The organism is Streptomyces sp. NPDC016851 (assembly GCF_055562795.1).
Genome location: NZ_JBVHEP010000011.1, coordinates 19,133 through 35,111, shown reverse-complemented (window position 1 = coordinate 35,111; position 15,979 = coordinate 19,133). Strand labels below are relative to the sequence as shown.

Genomic DNA, 15,979 nt, shown 5'->3' with positions numbered 1-15,979 from the left:
CCGGCGCTACCGGGCCGTCACGGCTTGAGCTGCTGGATGCGGACCATGTTGCCCGCGGGGTCGCGGAAGGCGCAGTCGCGAACGCCGTAGGGCTGGTCCACGGGCTCCTGGACCACCTCTGCGTCGCCCGCCTGCACCTGTTCGAACACGGCGTCGACGTCGCGGGTGGCCAGCACGATGCTGGCGTAGGTGCCCTTGGCCATCATCTCGGCGATGGTCTTGCGCTCGTCCTCGGTGATGCCGGGGTCGGCCGCCGGCGGATGCAGCACGATGTTCGTGCCGGGCTGGCCGACGGGGCCGACCGTGATCCAGCGCATGCCCTGGTACCCGACGTCGTTGCGGACTTCGAAGCCGAGGGTGTCGCGGTAGAACGCCAGGGCGGCGTCCGGGTCGTCGTGCGGAAGGAAGCTGGCGTGAATGGTGAGGTCCATGGCCATCACGCTAGTTTCGGCCCGGGGCGGGCGCTTCTCGATTCCTGATCGGTCTGGTCACCTGTTTCGCCACGCACGACGGAATGCCCGCGGTGGCGAGGACCGCCTGGCGCCGGAAAGCGCTGGGCGGCATGCCGACCAGTTCCGTGAAGCGGGTGCTGAACGTGCCCAGCGACGAGCAGCCGACTTCGAAACACACCTCGGTGACGCTGAGGTCCCCACGGCGCAGCAGCGCCATGGCGCGCTCGATGCGGCGCGTCATGAGATAGCTGTACGGCGACTCGCCGTAGGCGCGCTTGAATTCGCGGCTGAGATGCCCGGCCGACATGTGCACACCCCGGGCCAGCGCCTCGACGTCCAACGGCCGTGCGTACTCCCGGTCGATCCGGTCCTTGACCCGGCGCAGGAGGGCGAGGTCGCGCAGGTGCTGCGCCGGGGCGGGTCTGCTGCTCACATGCGCGATCGTGCCACATCGCACTGACATTCGGCCGCTTTCCGCGGGAAAGCGTGTATTCCGGATCGGCGCCCGTCACGTGTAGTAGGTGTCGAACGTTCCGATCCACCATGCGGCGAGCGGCAGGACGCCCACCTGCACACCGGCCGTGATCCAGCACCGGCCGAGGACCGGTCCTCCGGCCGGACACGGACGAGGGTGACGACGGCGTACACCAGCCCGCCGATCGCCGCCGCCCATCCGCCCATCCGCCCATCCGCCCATGAAGGCGAGCCCGAAGAACAAGATTCCGACACCCATGCCGGGCCAGATGCCGCCCACCCCGGAGCAGTTCCCTCCGCATCAGCGACCTGCCGGGGTCAGGAACGCTCCGGGCTCATGCGTTCAGGAACGTGCCGGGCTCCGGAGATACCCCGCATGAACGTTCCTGCCGGGTCTTACACCCCCGCCGCGGCCGCGTCCGTCCGCTTCGCCAGCGCTGCCGCCGCAGCGCCCACCAGCCCGGCGTCGGTGCCCATCTGGGCCGGGGCCACGGTCAGGTGCCGGACGAAGGACAGCGTCGCGTAGGCGCTCAGGGCTTTGCGCAGGGGGGCGAACAGGACATCGCCCGCCTTGCCCACTCCCCCGCCGATCACGGCGATGTCGATCTCCACGAGGGTCGCGGTCGCGGCGATCCCGGCGGCCAGGGCCTGGGCGGCCCGCTCGAAGGACGCGACGGCGACCGCGTCGCCGGCCCGGGCCGCGGCGGCCACCGCGGCGGCGGAGGTGTCGCCGTCGGGGCCGGGCCGCCAGCCGTTCTCCAGGGCGCGCCGGGCGATGTTGGGGCCGCTCGCGATGCGCTCCACGCAGCCGTGCGAGCCGCACGGGCACAGATCGCCGTCGAGGTCCACGCTGATGTGGCCGATGTGACCGGCGTTGCCGGTGGGTCCTGCGTGCAGCCGGCCGTCGAGCACCAGGCCGCCGCCGACGCCCGTGGAGACGACCATGCACAGCGCGTTGTCGTGGCCGCGGGCGGCGCCCTGCCAGTGTTCGGCCGCCGTGATCGCCACACCGTCGCCGATCAGCTCGACGGGCAGGTCCCCGGCCGCGGCCCGCACGCGCCCGACGAGCGGGTAGTCGCGCCAACCGGGCACGTTCACCGGGCTCACCGTGCCCGCCGACCGGTCGACCGGACCGGCGCTGCCGATGCCCACAGCCGTGACCCGCGCCCACAGGGGCGCCCCGGTGAGTTCGCCGAGCACCTGCTCCACGGCCCGCATCACGGTGTCGCCGTCCTCCCGGGCGGGCGTCGGCCGCTGGGCGCGGACCAGGATCCGTCCCTGGCCGTCCACCAGAGCGCCGGCGATCTTGGTACCGCCGATGTCGAGCGCGGCCACGAGGTCGGTGTGCATGAGTGTCGGAACTCCCCGTCTACGGTGGAAGAACTGGCCGGCCAGCAGCGGAGCACGGTCCGGAGATTGCGGTGGACAGTCTCCCCCGAGCCTGACAACGTTGTCCAGGCTCTATGCTCGACGCCACATCCTCATACAAACCCAGGACCGCCGCACCCCCGTGGACGACAGGACAGGACACCGCACCGTGCCCCAGACCAACCTCCGATCCGCAGCGCGCTACGGCACCCGGCCGACCATGAAGGACGTGGCGGCACGGGCCGGGGTCGGACTGAAGACGGTCTCCCGCGTCGTGAACGGGGAGCCGGGCGTGACCCCGGAGACGGAGCGGCGTGTCCAGGAGGCGATCGAGGCGCTCGGATTCCGCCGCAACGACAGCGCGCGGGTGCTGCGCAAGGGCCGGACGGCGAGCATCGGCCTGGTGCTGGAGGACCTCGCGGACCCGTTCTACGGGCCGCTGAGCCGGTCGGTCGAGGAGGTGGCCCGCGCGCACGGCGCCCTGCTGATCAACGGCTCCAGCGCCGAGGACCCGGACCGCGAGCAGGAGCTGGTGCTGGCCCTGTGCGCGCGGCGGGTGGACGGGCTGGTGGTGATCCCGGCCGGTGACGACCACCGGTATCTGGGGCCGGAGCTCAAGGCGGGTGTGGCCACGGTGTTCGTGGACCGGCCGGCCGGGCACATCGACGCCGACGTGGTGCTGTCGGACAACTTCGGCGGTGCCCGGGACGGCGTCGCCCACCTCATCGCGCACGGGCACCGCCGGATCGGCTTCATCGGCGACATGCCCCGCATCCACACCGCCGCCGAGCGGCTGCGCGGCTACCGCGCCGCGATGGAGGACGCGGGCATACCGGTGGCGGACTCCTGGATGTCCCTCGGTGTCACCGATCCCGAGCGAGTGCGCAGGGCGGCCGAGGAGATGCTGTCCGGCCCGGAGCCGGTCACCGCAATCTTCGCGGGCAACAACCGGGTGACGGTCACCGTGATCCGCGTGCTCGCCGAGCACCCCCGCCGCATCGCCCTGGTCGGCTTCGACGACATCGAGCTCGCCGACCTGCTCGAGCCGGGCGTCACCGTCGTCGCCCAGGACGCGGCGGCCATCGGCCGTACCGCGGCGGAACGCCTCTTCCAGCAGCTGGACGGCACTCTCGTCGCCCCCGAACGCATCGAGCTGCCGACCCGGCTGATCACCCGCGGCTCGGGCGAGCTGCCCCCGGCGGACTGAGCGGCTCATGGACCATCCCACGGAACATACGGAGCACATGGAGCACCTCACCGATCGCACGCTGCCCGCACTCGGCCTGGCCGAGGCCCCGCGCGAGCACCCCCTGCTCTACCCGGGCGCGTGGCCCGCCGACTCCGGGCTCCTCGACGGGGACCGCTACCTGCCGCTCGACCGGCTCGTGCACGAGGACCGCACCCCCGTTCTCGCCATCGGCTCCAACGCCTGCCCAGGGCAACTGCGGCACAAGATGGAGGAGTTCGGGATCATGTCGCCGATCCCGATGGTGAAGGCGCGGGTGACGGGCGTCGACGCCGGCGTGTCGGCGCATGTGAGCCGCATGGGGTACGTGTCGGCCTCGCCGGTCAGCGCCCCGGACACGGTGCGGGAGCTGTTCGTCATCTGGCTCGACGCCGAGCAGCTCGCGGTGATCGACGCGAGCGAGGGCGTGCCGGTGCCGACGGGCAACTACGACCGTGCCTGGCTGCCCTCGCCCGACGTGCGCATCGACCTCGAGGACGGCACCCGCCTGCCGGGCGCGTACGCGTACGTCAACCGGCACGGCGTCCTGCACGACGGCACGGGCGTGCCGCGCACCCACCCGGGCCAGCGGGTGCTGCTTACCGAGCTGCTCGTCGGCCTGCCGCGCTTCCGGGAGCTGTTCGGTGTCGTGCCCGAGGAGTTCTGCGCACGGGCCCGCTCCGACCGGCGGCTGTGCGAGCGGGGCACGCGGCTGTTCGTCGAGGAGAAGCTGGTGACGGCCTCCGGGCTGGAGCGGTACGCGGCGGTGTCGCTGCGCGCTCAGCAGACGGGGAGCCCGGGGACGGGCGCGTCGTTGTCGCCGCCCTTGATGTAGACGTCGCTGACCCAGACGTCCGTGTTGCCGCTGTCGTCGTCCGTCCTGGCCCACCAGATGTTGGTCCACCGGCCGTCGGTCTCCCGCCGGCCCAGGTTCTGCTGGCAGTAGAAGTAGTTGGTGCCGGCGTTGAGGACGCCGACCTCGGTGCCGGAGGCGGTGTACGACTTGGCGGTCTTCCAGACGGTGCAGTTGTACTTGCCGCCGCCGATGGGGTCGCAGACCGGTGCGGGCGTGGTGGAGCCGCCACCTGTCGTGCCGCCGTCGCCGGAACCGCCAGTGGTGGTGCCACCGCCGGTGGTACCACCACCCGACGTGTCGCCGGTGGTGCCGCCGGAGGACTTCTCCGGGGCCGGGGTGGAGGGCCGGCCGGAGGACTCGGGCTTCTTGTCGTCCTCGGCCCCCTCGGAGGGGGACTTGCTCTGCTCGTCGCCCTGGGGGGTGGGCCTCTGCTCGTTCGAGCCGTCGTCGGTGCGGCCGGGCTCGGAGGAGGCCGCCGCGTCCACGCCTGCGGCGTCGGTCCGGTTGCCGGGGTCCGTGTCGTCCGAGCCTCTGAGCACGGCGACCGTGGTGCCGGCCGCTGCGAGGACGACCGTGACGGCCGCGGCGGCCAGCAGGGCGCGGGTCTTCTTGCGGCGGGGGGCAGGGCTCGGGTTCATGGGGCTGGTCGGCGAGGTGCTGCCCGGGTCGGCCGGGCCGAAGGCCTGAGTGCCGCGACCCGAGGCTTGGGTGCCGGGGCCCGAGGCCTGATTGCTGGGACCCAAGGCCTGATTGCCGGGACCCGGGCCTTGCGGTCCTGACATCTGTGCGCCGGGGCCCGAGGCCTCGGTGCCGGGGTTCGGAGTCTGCGGTCCCGACGCCTGTGGACCGGTCCCCGGGACCTGAAGGCCGGAGTTCGGGCCCTGCGGGCCGGAGCCTGCTTGCGCCGGCTGCCCGGTGCCCGGCCCGTCGGCTCCAGGCCGCTGTCCTGCCGCTCCTGGTGCTCCAGCGGCTCCGGAGGCCGCCGCCGGGCCGAACCCGGGCGTGCTCCGGCTCTCGTGCGGCCCGGCAGCGCCCGGCCGCGCCTGCTGCGGCGGCCCGAACCCCGGCGGCACCGACGGGACACCGTGCTCCGTCTCCGGGCGCGGGGAGGGAGCGGGCACCGGCCCTCGCAGCGATGACGTCGGCGTGTCCGTGCCGCCCGAGTCCGCGACGGCCTGGAGCGTCTCGCGGGCCTGTTCCGCCTCCGGGCGGCCCTCTGGGCGCTTGTCCAGCAACTGCTTGAGGACGGGGGCGAGGGGCCCGGCGCGGCGGGGCTCGGGCAGCGGCTCGGTGACGATCGCGGTGAGCGTCGAGAACGTGGACGTACGGCGGAAGGGCGAGGAACCCTCGACGGCCGCGTACAGCGTGGCGCCCAGGGCCCAGACGTCGGAGGCGGGGCCCGGGACGGCGCCCTGGGCCCGCTCGGGGGCGAGGTAGTCGAGGGAGCCGACGAGTTCGCCGCTGCGGGTGAGGTGGGTGGCCGAGCCGTCGCCGGGGTCGTCCATCGTGGCGATACCGAAGTCGGTGAGGACGACCCGCCCCGAGCGGTCGAGCAGGATGTTGCCGGGCTTCACGTCGCGGTGCAGGACGCCCGCCCGGTGGGCGGCGGCCAGGGCGTCCATGACCTTGGCGCCGATCCCGGCCGCCTCGCGCGCGTCCAGCGTGCCGCGCTCGCGCAGGACGTCGTCCAGGGACGGCCCGTCGACCAGCTCCATGACGATGAGGGGGCGGCCGTCGACCTCGGCGATGTCGTGCACGGCGATGACGCCGGGGTGGCGCACGCGGGCCGCCGCACGCGCCTCGCGCTGCATCCGCAGTCGCAGACCGGCCAGTTCGGGACCGGCCGTGTCGGTGTAGGTGCGCAGTTCCTTGACGGCCACCTCACGGCCGAGGACCTCGTCGACGGCCTTCCAGACGACACCCATGCCGCCGCGCCCCAGCTGGGCCGTGACGCGATAACGGCCTGCCAGCAGCCGACCGGTCCCGTCGGCCTGCCCGTACTCCCCCGTCGACACCGCTGCCCCGTTCTCGTGACACCACTGGATCACTGACACGTCAGTATGTGGCGTACAGCGTACGGGGCAGCGGTGACACGGACAGCCGGTGGTGGCCGCTGTGACAGGGCCGGTACGTGGGACGGAACCTCCGGGCGGGCCCGGGGAGAAGCGGTCAGGCGGACGCCGTCAGGTCGCCCCGCCGGGGCACCGCGAAGCTCTCCAGGTCGGCGCGGGTCAGGCCGGTCAGCCGGGCGACCTCCCCGATGTCCAGGGCGCCGCAGTCCAGGCCGCGCAGCAGGTAGCCGCTGAGGGCCTTGGCGGTGGCGGGTTCGTCCATGACGTCGCCGCCGGTGCGGTTGGCGTAGCGGGCGAGGCGTGCGGCGGCCTGCTCGAAGCCCTCGCGGTAGAAGGCGAAGACGGCCGCGTAGCGGGTGGGGATGTGGCCGGGGTGCATGTCCCAGCCCTGGTAGTAGGCGCGGGCCAGGGCGCGGCGGGTGAGGCCGTAGTGCAGGCGCCAGGCGGCGTGCACCTTCTCGGTCGGGCCGATGGGCAGGACGTTGGTGGAGCCGTCGGAGACGCGGACGCCGGTGCCGGCCGCGGCGACCTGCATGACGGCCTTGGCGTGGTCGGCGGCCGGGTGGTCACTCGCCTGGTGGGCGGCGGAGACGCCGAGGCAGGCGCTGTAGTCGAAGGTGCCGTAGTGCAGGCCGGTGGCGCGGCCCTCGGCGGCCTGGATCATGCGGGCGACGGTGGCGGTGCCGTCGGCGGCGAGGATGGACTGGCTGGTCTCGATCTGTATCTCGAAGCCGATCCGGCCGGGCTCCAGGCCGTGCGTCTTCTCGAAGGCGTCCAGCAGCCGTGCCATGGCGGTGACCTGCTCGGCGTAGGTCACCTTCGGCAGGGTGAGGACCAGGCCGCCGGGCAGGCCGCCGGCCTCCATCAGGCCGGTGAGGAAGATGTCGAGCGTGCGGATGCCCCGGGCCCGTACGGGCGCCTCCATGCACTTCATGCGGATGCCCATGTACGGAGCCGCGGTGCCGTCCTCGTACGACTCGGCGATCAGCCGGGCGGCGCGTGCGGCGGCCTCGTCCTCCTCGGCGTCGGGACGGTTGCCGTAGCCGTCCTCGAAGTCGACGCGCAGGTCCTCGATCGGCTCGCGCTCCAGCTTGGCGCGCACGCGCGCGTGGACGGGCTCGGCGAGTTCGTCCGAGAGGCCGAGGACGGCGGCGAAGGACGCGGCGTCCGGGGCGTGCTCGTCGAGGGCGGCCAGGGCACGGTCGCCCCAGGAGCGGAGGGTGTCGGCGGCGAAGACGTCGCCGGGGACGTAGACGGTGTGGACGGGCTGGCGGGTGCCGGGGTCTCCGGGGTAGCGGCGCTCCAGTTCGGCGTCGACCGGCGCGAGGGAGGCGCTGATCTCCTCGCTGACGGCGCCCGCGAGGCTCGTCGCAACCTTCTCCTGCTGGCCCTGACCCATTCCCAGACCCTCCTGTTTTCCGCTGTACGGAATCAACAATCCGTAGAGCGAAGTTATCGGCCACCCTTCCGCCTGGTCAACACCGTCTTGCAGTGGTGTTCCCCATCCTTCACCCTTGGTCACTGCCGACCCGCCCTCTTCTTCCGTATTCAGAAGGCAAGCTTCATCCTGACGTGCAAGGGGAGGGAGATCACGTGCCGAACGAGGTCGGAGTGACGCGCCGCCACGGGCTCAAGGCGGCGGCGGCCGCCGCCATCGCAGGACCGCTGCTCACCAGCGCGGGCCCCACACAGACCGCTTCCGCCGGCGAGCACCCGGGTGCCCTGAACGTCATGACGTTCAACGTGCGCTTCGGGACCGTCGTCGACACGACACCCCGCTGGGACGTGCGCCGACCGGTGATGCGAGAACTGCTGCGCCGCGAGCGACCGCACGTCATCGGCACCCAGGAAGGGCTCTACCGGCAAGTGCGCGCGATCGAGAAGGATCTCGGCGGGCACTACGACTGGATCGGCACCGGACGCGGGGGCGGCAGCAAGGACGAGTTCATGGCGATCTTCTACGACACGCGCAGACTCGACCCGATCGAGTTCGATCACTTCTGGCTCTCCGACACCCCGTACACGATCGCCTCGAACACCTGGGGCGCGGACTGGCTGCGCATGGTGACCTGGGTCCGTTTCGCCGATCGCGCCGACGGGGCGCGGGAGTTCTACGTCCTCAACACCCACCTGGACAGCGTCAGCCAGTACGCCCGGGAACGCTCGGCGGGGCTCATCGGCGAGACGATCGCCGGGTGGGACCGGTCGTTACCGGTCATCGTCACCGGCGACTTCAACGCGGACGCCCACGACAACCGGGTGCACGACATGATGCTGGACATCGGACTGGTGGACGCCTGGGACGCGGCGGCCTCGCGGAGTCCGGCGTACGGGACGCACCACGGCTACCGGGGGCCCAAGCCCGGCGGGCGGCGCATCGACTGGATCCTCACCACGCCCGGGGTGACGACGCACTGGGCCGGGATGAACCCCTTCTCCATGGGCGGGACGTACCCGAGCGACCACCTGCCGGTGCAGGCCTCGATGACCCTGGGATGAGAAGAGGCCCCCGTGACCGTCGTGCGGTCACGGGGGCCTCCCACAGCCGGGGTCGATCAGCCCTTGCGGGTCTTGATCTCCTCGGTCAGGGCCGGGACGACGTCGAAGAGGTCGCCGACGACGCCGTAGTCGACGAGGTCGAAGATCGGGGCCTCGGCGTCCTTGTTGATCGCCACGATCGTCTTCGAGGTCTGCATACCGGCACGGTGCTGGATCGCACCGGAGATGCCGGAGGCGATGTACAGCTGCGGGGACACGCTCTTGCCGGTCTGGCCGACCTGGTTGGTGTGCGGGTACCAGCCGGCGTCCACCGCGGCACGCGAGGCGCCGACGGCCGCGCCGAGCGAGTCGGCGAGGGCCTCGATGATCGCGAAGTTCTCCGCGCCGTTGACGCCTCGGCCACCGGAGACCACGATCGCGGCCTCGGTCAGCTCCGGACGGCCCGTCGACTCACGCGGCGTGCGACCGGTGACCTTGGTGCCGGTGGCCTTGTCGGAGAAGGTCACGGACAGGGCCTCGACCGCACCGGCGGCCGGAGCCGGCTCGACGGCGGCACTGTTCGGCTTGACCGTGATGACCGGGGTGCCCTTGGAGACACGGGACTTGGTGGTGAAGGACGCGGCGAACACCGACTGCGTGGCCACCGGGCCCTCGTCGCCGGCCTCCAGGTCGACGGCGTCGGTGATGATGCCGGAGCCCAGACGCAGCGCCAGACGGGCGGCGATCTCCTTGCCCTCGGCGGAGGAGGGGACCAGCACGGCGGCCGGGGACACGGCCTCGTGGGCGGCCTGGAGGGCGTCCACCTTCGGTACGACCAGGTAGTCGGCGTACTCGGACGCCTCGTGCGTGAGCACCTTGACGGCGCCGTGCTCGGCGAGCGTGGCGGCGGTGTCGGCGGCGCCGTTGCCCAGCGCGACGGCGACCGGCTCGCCGATGCGGCGGGCCAGGGTCAGCAGCTCAAGGGTGGGCTTGCGGACGGCACCGTCCACGTGGTCGACGTAGACGAGAACTTCAGCCATGGGACTTCTTCTCTCCTGCTTGCGAAAGATGAGGGGCGGTCAGCGAATGCGGGGCTCAGATGAACTTCTGGCCCGCGAGGAACTCAGCGAGCTGCTTGCCGCCCTCGCCCTCGTCCTTGACGATCGTGCCCGCGGTACGGGCCGGACGCTCGGCCGCGTTGTCGACCGTGGTGTACGCGCCCGCCAGGCCGACCTCCTCCGCCTCGATGTCGAGGTCGGACAGGTCCCAGGACTCCACCGGCTTCTTCTTGGCCGCCATGATGCCCTTGAAGGACGGGTAACGCGCCTCGCCCGACTGGTCGGTGACCGACACGACCGCCGGCAGGGAGGCCTCCAGGTTCTCGGAGGCGGCGTCGCCGTCGCGGCGGCCCTTGACCGTGCCGTCCTCGACCGACACCTCGGAGAGCAGGGTCACCTGCGGCACGCCCAGACGCTCTGCGAGCAGCGCGGGGACGACGCCCATGGTGCCGTCGGTGGAGGCCATGCCGGAGATCACCAGGTCGTAGCCGGCCTTCTCGATCGCCTTGGCCAGGACCAGGGAGGTGCCGATGGCGTCGGTGCCGTGAATGTCGTCGTCCTCGACGTGGATCGCCTTGTCGGCGCCCATGGACAGCGCCTTGCGCAGGGCGTCCTTGGCGTCCTCGGGGCCCACCGTCAGGACGGTGATCTCCACGTCGTCGTCGGAGTTCTCGGAGATCTGCAGCGCCTGCTCGACCGCGTACTCGTCGAGCTCGGAGAGCAGACCGTCCACGTCGTCCCGGTCGACGGTCAGGTCATCGGCGAAGTGCCGGTCGCCAGTGGCGTCGGGCACGTACTTCACAGTGACAACGATCCTCAAGCTCACGCCGGCTCTCCTACTGCATCGTCATTTCCATGCTGCCTACTCGCAGGCAGCATAGGCGCCTCAAGCGGCCGATCCCGGTCGGGGGCGACCCGTGCTCCGAGCGAAATATTACTCGTCAGTACACCCAGTTCGTTCCCGCTAAGCAAGCGCTTTGAACTGTGACCTTCGCAACGCAGCGTAACCGGAACTCGACGGTCCCGCAGCCCGGGGAACAGGTGATCAATCGCGCAGGCGGTTGAAACGTCCCTGGTGGTAAAGGAGCGGCCGGCCGGTGCCCGTAGGGTCGCCGAGCACGACCTCCGCGATCACGATCCGATGGTCCCCGGCGGGCACGCGCGTGACGACCCGGCCCACCAGCCAGGCCAGCACCCCGTCGAGCACGGGGACTCCCTCGGGCCCCTCATGCCAGGCGGTGGGCGCCGCGAAACGGTCGGCGCCGCTGCGGGCGAAGGTGGCGGCCAGCTCCTGCTGGTGCTCGCCGAGGATGTGCACGCCGACATGGTCCGCCGCCGCTATCGCGGGCCAACTGGAGGAGCCGGTGCCGACCCCGAAGGACAGCAGGGGCGGCTCGGCGGAGACGGAGGCGAGGGAGGTGGCGGTGAAGCCCACCGGACCGGCGTCGCCACGGGCGGTGATCACGGCGACCCCTGCCGCGTGCCGCCGGAAGACCGAGCGCAGGAGGTCGGGCGTGGCGAGAAGGTCCGCAGGCATGGGGTCAGGCTGACGATAAATGGTTGGCGCAGTCAAGTTCGTTCCCGGATGTGGGAGATGGCTCACTGACCGGGTGGCGTCCCTCACACCGCCTCCCCCAGCGCGGCGATCACATCCGCCTTGCGGGGCTGGCCGGTGGCCCGCCGCACCACCCGGCCGTCGGCGTCGAGGACCAGCACGGTCGGGGTCTTGAGGATGTCCAGCCGTCGCACGAGGTCCAGATGGGCCTCGGCGTCGATCTCGACGTGGGTCACGCCCGGGACCATGCCGGCGACCTCGCCGAGGACCCGCCGGGTCGCCCGGCAGGGCGCGCAGAACGCGCTGGAGAACTGCACGAGTGTGGCCCGCTCCCCCAGGGCCGCGCCCAGCTCGCCCGCGTCCAGCCGCTTGCCGTCGTCCCGCCCGCGCACCCGCACTCTCCCGCTCCGCCGCCGTTGCAGCACTCCGTAGGCGCTCGCCGCCGCGAGCACCAGTACGCACACCACCAGTCCGGTCATCACCTGCTGCAAGCGTTCACGAGACCGCAAAGATTCCCGCCCACCCCAGCGGCCCGTGGTGCGGAATGCTTGGTTCCCATGGACATCGATGCACGAGGGCCGCGTTTCGGCGCGGCGGTGACGACCGTCGTCCTGGCGGTCGTCCTGGTCACGGGGAGCACGTGGCTGCTGGCCTGGCAGACGCTGGCGTTCCTGCTGGGCGCCGCCGGCGGGGTGGCCCGGTCGCCCTACGGGCTGCTGTTCGCCAAGGCCGTACGGCCGCGACTCGGGCCGCCGAGCGCGTTCGAGGCGCCCGAACCGCCCCGTTTCGCCCAGGCGGTGGGGCTGGTCTTCGCCGGAATCGGGCTCGTCGGCTACGCCCTGGGGCCCGGCTGGCTGGGTCTCGCGGCGACCGGCGCCGCGCTCGCGGCCGCCTTCCTGAACGCCGCGTTCGGGTACTGCATGGGATGCGAGATGTACCTGCTCATGCGGCGGGTGACGGTACGCGCGGAGTAATGGGGGCGTAAAAGCACGAGGTGGGATCGGCGACTACGTGACGAGAATCTCCTCCCGCGCGGGCACGGGGGCTGGCTACCCGGCCGTTCTTGGGGCACGATCTGCGACAAGCCGTAAACCTACGGCTGCGTAACTTCCACTGGGAATCCCTTCCCAGGCAGAGCAGGAAGGGTCCGACCCGCCCATGGCAGAGCTCGTCTACCGTCCCGTCGTCGGTTTCGCCCGCACGCTGTTCAAGGCGTGGGACCTCAAGATCGACTGTCAGGGTTCGGAGAACATCCCGCGCTCGGGCGGCGCCGTGCTGGTGAGCAACCACATCAGCTATCTGGACTTCGTCTTCAACGGCCTGGCGGCACTGCCCCAGAAGCGTCTCGTGCGCTTCATGGCGAAGGAGTCCGTCTTCCGCCACAAGATCTCGGGCCCGCTGATGCGCGGGATGAAGCACATCCCGGTGGACCGCAAGCAGGGCGAGGCGGCCTACGCGCACGCCCTCGACTCGCTGCGGTCGGGAGAGATCGTCGGGGTCTTCCCGGAGGCGACCATCTCGCAGTCGTTCACGCTGAAGAGCTTCAAGTCGGGTGCCGCGCGCATGGCGCAGGAGGCCGGCGTCCCGCTGATCCCGATGGCGGTGTGGGGCACGCAGCGACTGTGGACCAAGGGTCACCCCCGCAACTTCAAGCGCAGCCACATCCCCATCACCATCCGGGTCGGCGAGGCGATCGAGGCCTCCCGCGACAAGTACGCGGGGGCGATCACCCGCCAGCTGCGCGAGCGCGTCCAGGAGCTCCTGGAGGCCGCCCAGCGCGCCTACCCCGTACGCCCGAAGGGTCCGGAGGACACCTGGTGGATGCCGGCCCACCTCGGCGGCACGGCTCCGACGCCGGAGCAGGTGCGAGAGGCCGAGGCACTCTGACGCCCGGGGCCGGCCGGCCCGGCCGCGGCTGCTGGCAGCGGGTGCCCGTCCGGGGCCTCGCACGGGGCACAGTCCACCGGGTCGTTGCCCAGGCTGCCGGGGTTGTACTCGGAGTGCCGCTTACCGCCGGCGTCCGGCTCGGAGGCACGGGTCGGCGGGTGCAGCGCGGTCATCAGCTCCAGGCCAGTGACGGCGGTGGAGCCGCGCGGCGTCATCTCCCGGGACGCGTACACGCCCAGCACGCGGGCGAGTTCCGTCGGCGGCAGTTGCCCGGCCTCGCCCCAGTGGCGGGAGTCACCCTTGGAGGCACTGCGGCCGTGCAGCGCCGCGAAGTCAGGCCGCCCCGTTAGCCGAGTCCGATGTCTTCAGTGGTCGTACGCGTAGTCGAGCGCACTTACATCCGGGCGAAGACCCTCGAAGGCCGGACCATCACCGCCTCCAGGCTCGACCCCGGCGGCCTGGGGACGGTGGGGCTGCGCTGCTGAACTTCATGGCCTCCGTCGACTGACAACCGGTCGCCGAGCGGCGCCCCGGCCGCGCGGAACGAGGCGACTCGGTCCGCGCGGCCGGGGTGTCCGGGGTCAGCTCGTCGCCCGTACCGCGTCGCGGATCAGGTCGGCGACGTCCTTCGGCCGGGAGACGGCGACCGCGTGCGACGCTCCCTCAACCTCCACGACGGTGGCCCCGGCGCGCTCGGCGCCGAACCGCTCGACGTCGGGGTTGATCGCCTGGTCCGCTCCGGCCACCAGGGCCCAGGACGGCTTGGTCTTCCACGCGGCCGCCGTCGCCTTCTCCTCGAACGCCGCGGCGGCCAGCGGCCGCTGGGAGACTGCCAGCACCCGGGTGACGTCGGCGGCCACGTCGGCGGCGAAGACCGACGGGAAGGCGTCGGGGGCGATGGTGACCTCGGTCGCGGTGTCACCGCCCTCGACGGGGTACGCCCACTGCTTCAGGTTGCTCACCAGCGGGGAGTCGGGGAAGCGGCCCTGCAACTCGCCGAGGCTTTCGCCCTCTTCGAGGACGTAGGCGGCGACGTAGACCAGCCCGACGACGTTCTCGGCGGTGCCGGCCACGGTGATGAGCGCGCCGCCGTAGGAGTGTCCGACCAGGATGACGGGGCCGTCGATCTGGGCGGTCACGGAGGCGACGTACGCGGCGTCGGCGGCGAGTCCGCGCAGCGGGTTGGGCGGTGCGATCACCGGGATGCCGTGGCTCTGCAGTTCGGCGATGACCCCGATCCAGCCGGCCGCGTCGGCGAACGCGCCGTGGACGAGGACGACGGTAGGGGTGGTGGAGGCGGTCATGGTGGGGTCTCTCCTCGTTGTCAGACGGTGTGCAGGGCGGCGCGCAGGGTGCCGGCGGCCAGCGTGATGGCGGCCTCGGCGGCGTGGGTGCCGCGCAGGGCGTCGAGCATCACGAAGTCGTGGATGATGCCCTGGAAGCGCACAGCGGTGACCGGGACGCCGGCCTGACGGAGCTTGCCCGCGTACGCCTCGCCCTCGTCGCGCAGCACGTCGGCCTCGCCGGTGATGACCAGGGCCGGGGGCAGACCCGTGAGTTGCTCGATGGTGGCGCGCAGCGGGGAGGCGGTGATCTGGGCCCGCTCGGCCTCGTCGGTCGTGTACTGGTCCCAGAACCACTGCATGCCGTCACGGCGCAGGAAGTAGCCGGTGGCGAACTGGTGGTAGGAGCCGGTGTCGAAGTTCGCGTCGGTGACCGGGTAGAACAGCACCTGCTGCACCAGGGGTACGTCGCCGCGTTCCTTGGCCATCAGCGTCAGCGCCGCGGACATGTTGCCGCCGACGGAGTCACCGGCGACCGCGATGCGGGTGGCGTCCAGTCCCTTCGCCGCGCCCTGCTCCACGATCCACCGCGCCACGGCGTAGTTCTGCTCGATGGCGACCGGGTAGCGGGCCTCGGGCGACAGGTCGTACTCGGGGAACACCACGGCGGCGCCCGCTCCGTGGGCCAGTTCGCGGACCAGGCGGTCATGGGTGTGGGCATTGCCGAACACCCAGCCCGCGCCGTGGATATAGAGGATCACCGGGAGGGTGCCGCCGGCGCCGGCGGGCTTGACGATCCGCGCACGGACGCTGCCCGTGGGCCCGCCGGACACAGTGATCCACTCCTCGTCGACCGCGGGCTTGCCGATCTCTCCGGACTGCACCTCGTCGACGGCCTTACGCCCTTCCGCCGGAGGCAGCTCGAACAGATAGGGGGGATGAGCGGTGGCCTCCGCGAAAGCGGCTGCCGCGGGTTCCAGCACCGGCTGCACCGGCTCGACGGAATCGGACATGATTATCTCCTGGTGAATTCTCCGCTGGACGCCGGTATTCCGGCAAGGGCCCGGAAACCGCACGCACTGCGCTTTCCGATGCCACTGTTCGCAACGCTAGATCCGCAGGGTGCGCGGCAATTGCCCACGTGTGCACCGCTGTCGGCCTCACAGCGCACGCCCTGTTCAGTCAGTGCGCTGTGAGGACATGACCAGTGCGTCGGCAGGACATGGATTTCCCTCGGCCATGTCTAATGTGGTGGTGAAACAGCCGCGGTT

At 71.7% G+C, this 15,979-nt stretch carries 16 protein-coding genes and 1 pseudogene; 5 read left to right on the top strand and 12 right to left on the bottom strand.

Features of this window, described 5'->3' with window-relative positions:
- Positions 1–17 precede the first annotated feature (17 nt).
- The 3 genes from ACZ3I3_RS19080 to ACZ3I3_RS19070 all read right to left on the bottom strand — a co-directional run bounded on the left by ACZ3I3_RS19080 (position 18) and on the right by ACZ3I3_RS19070 (position 2,276).
- On the bottom strand, positions 18–431 hold the full coding sequence (locus tag ACZ3I3_RS19080; RefSeq protein ID WP_467366498.1) for a VOC family protein: 414 nt from the start codon (positions 429–431) through the stop codon (positions 18–20).
- Between the two features lie 10 nt (positions 432–441).
- Positions 442–915: a helix-turn-helix transcriptional regulator gene (locus tag ACZ3I3_RS19075; protein WP_467366496.1), complete on the bottom strand. Its 474-nt coding sequence runs from the start codon at positions 913–915 to the stop codon at positions 442–444.
- A gap of 407 nt (positions 916–1,322) precedes the next feature.
- Complete coding sequence (locus ACZ3I3_RS19070; RefSeq protein ID WP_467366494.1) at positions 1,323–2,276, bottom strand: ROK family protein; 954 nt, start codon at positions 2,274–2,276, stop codon at positions 1,323–1,325.
- A 160-nt stretch (positions 2,277–2,436) separates the two neighbouring features.
- Between ACZ3I3_RS19070 and ACZ3I3_RS19065 the strand changes: the two genes are divergently transcribed.
- Positions 2,437–3,501 (top strand): LacI family DNA-binding transcriptional regulator, encoded by a 1,065-nt coding sequence (locus ACZ3I3_RS19065; protein ID WP_467366492.1) that lies wholly within the window; start codon positions 2,437–2,439, stop codon positions 3,499–3,501.
- A gap of 37 nt (positions 3,502–3,538) precedes the next feature.
- Entirely contained in the window at positions 3,539–4,354 is an 816-nt protein-coding gene (locus ACZ3I3_RS19060; protein ID WP_467366925.1) for a hypothetical protein, read from the top strand.
- On the opposite strand, the gene ACZ3I3_RS19055 is transcribed toward ACZ3I3_RS19060, so the two are convergent.
- A complete protein-coding gene (locus ACZ3I3_RS19055) occupies positions 4,300–6,390 on the bottom strand; it encodes a serine/threonine-protein kinase (protein ID WP_467366491.1) in 2,091 nt (696 codons plus the stop codon). The two genes, ACZ3I3_RS19060 and ACZ3I3_RS19055, sit on opposite strands and share 55 nt — an antisense overlap.
- Positions 6,391–6,544: 154 nt before the next feature.
- Complete coding sequence (locus ACZ3I3_RS19050) at positions 6,545–7,846, bottom strand: DUF6986 family protein (RefSeq protein ID WP_467366489.1); 1,302 nt, start codon at positions 7,844–7,846, stop codon at positions 6,545–6,547.
- A gap of 194 nt (positions 7,847–8,040) precedes the next feature.
- On the opposite strand from ACZ3I3_RS19050, the gene ACZ3I3_RS19045 reads away from it, so the two are divergent.
- Complete coding sequence (locus ACZ3I3_RS19045) at positions 8,041–8,946, top strand: endonuclease/exonuclease/phosphatase family protein (protein WP_467366487.1); 906 nt, start codon at positions 8,041–8,043, stop codon at positions 8,944–8,946.
- A gap of 56 nt (positions 8,947–9,002) precedes the next feature.
- Here the strand turns inward: ACZ3I3_RS19045 and ACZ3I3_RS19040 are convergent, their stop codons facing one another.
- The 4 genes from ACZ3I3_RS19040 to ACZ3I3_RS19025 all read right to left on the bottom strand — a co-directional run bounded on the left by ACZ3I3_RS19040 (position 9,003) and on the right by ACZ3I3_RS19025 (position 12,017).
- Positions 9,003–9,965: an electron transfer flavoprotein subunit alpha/FixB family protein gene (locus ACZ3I3_RS19040; protein WP_467366485.1), complete on the bottom strand. Its 963-nt coding sequence runs from the start codon at positions 9,963–9,965 to the stop codon at positions 9,003–9,005.
- Between the two features lie 55 nt (positions 9,966–10,020).
- The gene (locus ACZ3I3_RS19035) at positions 10,021–10,809 is read right to left on the bottom strand and encodes an electron transfer flavoprotein subunit beta/FixA family protein (RefSeq protein ID WP_037668292.1); all 789 of its coding nucleotides are present in this window, start codon (positions 10,807–10,809) and stop codon (positions 10,021–10,023) included.
- Positions 10,810–11,028: 219 nt separating this feature from the next.
- Positions 11,029–11,520: a flavin reductase family protein gene (locus ACZ3I3_RS19030; protein ID WP_467366483.1), complete on the bottom strand. Its 492-nt coding sequence runs from the start codon at positions 11,518–11,520 to the stop codon at positions 11,029–11,031.
- A gap of 83 nt (positions 11,521–11,603) precedes the next feature.
- The gene (locus tag ACZ3I3_RS19025) at positions 11,604–12,017 is read right to left on the bottom strand and encodes a thioredoxin family protein (RefSeq protein WP_467366923.1); all 414 of its coding nucleotides are present in this window, start codon (positions 12,015–12,017) and stop codon (positions 11,604–11,606) included.
- 78 nt (positions 12,018–12,095) lie between these two features.
- Here ACZ3I3_RS19025 and ACZ3I3_RS19020 point away from each other — a divergent pair, with 78 nt between their 5' ends.
- Positions 12,096–12,512: a DUF4395 domain-containing protein gene (locus tag ACZ3I3_RS19020; protein WP_467366482.1), complete on the top strand. Its 417-nt coding sequence runs from the start codon at positions 12,096–12,098 to the stop codon at positions 12,510–12,512.
- 184 nt (positions 12,513–12,696) lie between these two features.
- A complete protein-coding gene (locus ACZ3I3_RS19015; protein WP_467366481.1) occupies positions 12,697–13,425 on the top strand; it encodes a lysophospholipid acyltransferase family protein in 729 nt (242 codons plus the stop codon).
- A gap of 29 nt (positions 13,426–13,454) precedes the next feature.
- On the opposite strand, the pseudogene ACZ3I3_RS19010 reads toward ACZ3I3_RS19015, so the two are convergent.
- The 3 genes and pseudogenes from ACZ3I3_RS19010 to ACZ3I3_RS19000 form a co-directional block, all read right to left on the bottom strand.
- Positions 13,455–13,721, bottom strand: a pseudogene (locus ACZ3I3_RS19010) (telomere-associated protein Tap); the annotation flags it as partial.
- Between the two features lie 285 nt (positions 13,722–14,006).
- A complete protein-coding gene (locus ACZ3I3_RS19005; protein ID WP_467366480.1) occupies positions 14,007–14,729 on the bottom strand; it encodes an alpha/beta fold hydrolase in 723 nt (240 codons plus the stop codon).
- 20 nt (positions 14,730–14,749) lie between these two features.
- Positions 14,750–15,721, bottom strand: a complete 972-nt coding sequence (locus tag ACZ3I3_RS19000; RefSeq protein WP_467366478.1) for an alpha/beta hydrolase — start codon at positions 15,719–15,721, stop codon at positions 14,750–14,752.
- Between the last annotated feature and the right edge of the window lie 258 nt (positions 15,722–15,979).

Excerpts from the sequence above, each read along its gene's own strand:
- ACZ3I3_RS19080 (WP_467366498.1), bottom strand. The coding sequence starts at position 431 with ATGGACCTCACCATTCACGCCAGCTTCCTTCCGCACGACGACCCGGAC.
- ACZ3I3_RS19075 (WP_467366496.1), bottom strand. The coding sequence starts at position 915 with ATGTCAGTGCGATGTGGCACGATCGCGCATGTGAGCAGCAGACCCGCC.
- ACZ3I3_RS19070 (WP_467366494.1), bottom strand. The coding sequence starts at position 2,276 with ATGCACACCGACCTCGTGGCCGCGCTCGACATCGGCGGTACCAAGATC.
- ACZ3I3_RS19060 (WP_467366925.1), top strand. The coding sequence starts at position 3,539 with ATGGAGCACCTCACCGATCGCACGCTGCCCGCACTCGGCCTGGCCGAG.
- ACZ3I3_RS19050 (WP_467366489.1), bottom strand. The coding sequence starts at position 7,846 with ATGGGTCAGGGCCAGCAGGAGAAGGTTGCGACGAGCCTCGCGGGCGCC.
- ACZ3I3_RS19040 (WP_467366485.1), bottom strand. The coding sequence starts at position 9,965 with ATGGCTGAAGTTCTCGTCTACGTCGACCACGTGGACGGTGCCGTCCGC.
- ACZ3I3_RS19030 (WP_467366483.1), bottom strand. The coding sequence starts at position 11,520 with ATGCCTGCGGACCTTCTCGCCACGCCCGACCTCCTGCGCTCGGTCTTC.
- ACZ3I3_RS19025 (WP_467366923.1), bottom strand. The coding sequence starts at position 12,017 with ATGACCGGACTGGTGGTGTGCGTACTGGTGCTCGCGGCGGCGAGCGCC.
- ACZ3I3_RS19020 (WP_467366482.1), top strand. The coding sequence starts at position 12,096 with ATGGACATCGATGCACGAGGGCCGCGTTTCGGCGCGGCGGTGACGACC.
- ACZ3I3_RS19015 (WP_467366481.1), top strand. The coding sequence starts at position 12,697 with ATGGCAGAGCTCGTCTACCGTCCCGTCGTCGGTTTCGCCCGCACGCTG.
- ACZ3I3_RS19005 (WP_467366480.1), bottom strand. The coding sequence starts at position 14,729 with ATGACCGCCTCCACCACCCCTACCGTCGTCCTCGTCCACGGCGCGTTC.
- ACZ3I3_RS19000 (WP_467366478.1), bottom strand. The coding sequence starts at position 15,721 with ATGTCCGATTCCGTCGAGCCGGTGCAGCCGGTGCTGGAACCCGCGGCA.